Genomic DNA, 2,762 nt, shown 5'->3' with positions numbered 1-2,762 from the left:
CCGCCCCCCCGGGGTTCACCCCGGCCGGGGGGGGGGGGGGGTGGCCACCCCGCCCTCCCTTTCGGGTGCTGCCGCCCCCCCCCACCCCCCTGGGGGCCGCCCCTATCGCGCCGCCCACGGCGGCGAGCTTGCGCTCCGACCGGCCGGCCAGCGCGATCCGCGCCGCCGCGGGGGCCGCGGCCAGCAGGTACTGGGCGGTGAGTTTGCCGACGTAACCGGTGGCGCCGAAAACGACCAGATCGAATTCGCGTGTGTCCGTCATGGAATGAAACCCCTCGTGGATGTGAGTCGCCCCGGTCAGCCGGAGCGGCGTTTACCGCGCTTGTGCGGCCGGCGATCGGCCAGCCATTCGTGATGAAGCCGGCCGAGTTCGGTGACCGGTTCCTCGCCGTACAGCCACTCCCGCGCGATCCGATGCCAGTTCGCGGTGGCCTCCAGCTGGCCCAGCATGCCGAAGGTCAGGAAATCGGCACGCCGCGAGAACAGATGCTCCGGCGGCAGATTCTGCTGTTTCATCCCGGAGAACTCACTGGACCGCGGGTCCACGGCCAGCAGGAAAGCACCGCTGGCCAGTTCCGGGGTGATGGTGAGCTCCTCGTCGACCAGACACCATTCCGACGCCGAGAGCACATACTCCAAGCATTCCTCCGCACCGATTTCGTCGGCCGAATCGATGACCCCGCGCTGGATCATCAGATCCCGTAGATCCGCACCGCGCTCCTCGGCCGCCGCGCACAGGCAGATCGCCTCGAACCGGACATGCTCGGGATCCATCCGGTTGAACAAACCGAAATCCAGGAATCCCACGCGGCCGTCGTCGGCGAGCAGCACATTGCCGGGATGCGGGTCGCCGCAGAACTCGTTGAACGTGAACAGGGAACCCACATAGAAGCGGTAGATGATCTCGCCGACCCGGTCGCGTTCGGCCCGCGGCATGGCACGGAGATCCTCGAACGCGGTACCGGACAGGTACTCGGTCACCAGCACTCGCTGCGTACTGTGCTCGAGCACCGGTTGCGGGACGACGATGAACGGATGGCCGGCATAGAGCGCCGCGATATCGCGCTGGGTCTGCGCCTCGACGTGATAGTCGAGTTCGGACTCCATGTTCAGGCGCAATTCGTCGAGCACCGCCGGGGTCACCCAAGGCATCGCCGACTGCAGCACCCGCCGGAACATGGTCAGGTTCTTCAGATCGGCCCGGACAGCGGCATCGATACCCGGGTACTGCACCTTCACCGCGACCTGCCGGCCGTCGTGCAACCGGGCCAGATACACCTGCCCGATCGAGGCGGCGGCGATCGCCTCGGGTTCGAATTCGGCGAAGACCGCGTCCAGCGGCTGCCCGTAATCCTCCTCGATCACCGCCCGCATGGCCTCGAACGAGACCGACGGCGCGGCATTGCGCAGGACCGCCAGCCGCTTCTGGAACCGTTCGCGATGATCCGGAGGCACCAGGTCGAGATCGAGGACCGACATCATCTGGCCCAGCTTCATGGCCACACCCTTCATGGTGCCCAGCACCATGACGAGCTGCTCGGTACTGCGCAGGATCGATTCCTCGGCCATCTGCGCCCGGACCGCCTCCGAACGGCCCCGCATCGAGAGCCGGGCGCGCTGTTTACGCACCACCGAACCCGCCGCCACCGCACCGAGTTTGGTGCCGCGAGCCAGCCGGGATGTCGGCACTTGTTTCGCCATCGAGGTACCTCCGTTGGTGCCGGCGCGCGCCTGCGGTGGCCGGAGAACTCGCCGGTTCCGCGCCGCCGCACGGCAACAGACTAGCCAAACCGCCGGAGTTGTCGAGCCCGGCGAGCCGGGTGACTCAGACGGCCTGGTCGCCGGAGGGGATGGGCGGCAGCACATGCTCCTGGCCGGCGAACCGGGTACGCGAACCACCCGCCTTGGCCATCCCCTCGATGGCGCTCCACACCATCATGGTGAGGTAATCGATCACCTCGTCGCGGTCCATCGACTTGTTGGTGGTCCACCAGTGGGTGGCGAGCTGGATACCGCCGACGATCACATACGACCACAGCATCACGCCCTCGGTCTCGATCCCGAGAGTGGTACCGCGTTCGGTGATGGCGGCCGCGACCACCTCGGCGAACAACCTCTCGAAATCGGCCAGCGAGGAGGGGTCACCGGAGCCGGTGCCCATGATGAACCGGTAGACCTCCGGGTCTTCGTCGACCGCGCCCACATATTCGGCCAGCGCCGAGCGCACCAGCTGGTACTCGTCGGCGTCCAGGCTGATCGCGCCGTAGACCCGGGGCATCAGAGTGATCTCGATGAACCGCTGCATAGCGGCGTTGACGAGATCGTTCTTATCGGCGAAATAGCGGTACAGGACGGTTTTCGAGACGCCGATCTCGGCGGCGATCTCGTCCATCCCGGCATTCCCGCCGCGGGTCCGCACCGCCGCCAGCGTGCCGTCGACGAGCTCCTCCCGCCGGTTGATCTTGTGCTGGCGCCAGCGCCGTTTACGCCCGTCGGTCCGCGCGGTACGCACCGGCGCCGATCGATCGGCGGATTTCCCGATATCGAGCAGATCTTCGGTGGACAGCGTGAGCTCCTCGGTCCGTACGGTTCGCGTGCGTTCCACTCTAGGCTGTGTTATTTCTGCGCGCTGGCGCGCGCGGGTTTTGGCCCCCTTGGTGCGCGGGGGCGGGGGGGGCGGGGCGAGCCCGCGGAGCCGCCCGCGGCCCGGGCCCCGGGCGGGCCCGCCGGCGCGGGCCCCCAGCCGCACGGCGCGGGGGCGG

At 68.2% G+C, this 2,762-nt stretch carries 2 protein-coding genes and 1 pseudogene; all 3 read right to left on the bottom strand.

Features of this window, described 5'->3' with window-relative positions; translation table 11 throughout:
- Positions 1–262 (bottom strand): annotated as a pseudogene (locus QH276_RS18865) (hypothetical protein); the annotation flags it as partial.
- A gap of 35 nt (positions 263–297) precedes the next feature.
- On the bottom strand, positions 298–1,701 hold the full coding sequence (locus tag QH276_RS18860) for an ABC1 kinase family protein (RefSeq protein WP_280398506.1): 1,404 nt from the start codon (positions 1,699–1,701) through the stop codon (positions 298–300).
- 124 nt (positions 1,702–1,825) lie between these two features.
- Positions 1,826–2,512 carry a TetR/AcrR family transcriptional regulator gene (locus QH276_RS18855; protein ID WP_432278611.1) on the bottom strand — a complete coding sequence of 229 codons (687 nt, stop codon included), beginning with the start codon at positions 2,510–2,512 and terminating at the stop codon, positions 1,826–1,828.
- Positions 2,513–2,762 lie beyond the last annotated feature (250 nt).

Origin of the sequence: Nocardia carnea (assembly GCF_029869215.1) — a bacterium.
GTDB lineage: Bacteria > Actinomycetota > Actinomycetes > Mycobacteriales > Mycobacteriaceae > Nocardia > Nocardia carnea_B.
Note: the sequence above shows the minus strand (reverse complement) of the source record. Positions and strands in the feature narration are given on the sequence as shown.

Coding starts and splice junctions, on each gene's coding strand:
- QH276_RS18860 (WP_280398506.1), bottom strand. CDS start 1,701: ATGGCGAAACAAGTGCCGACATCCCGGCTGGCTCGCGGCACCAAACTC.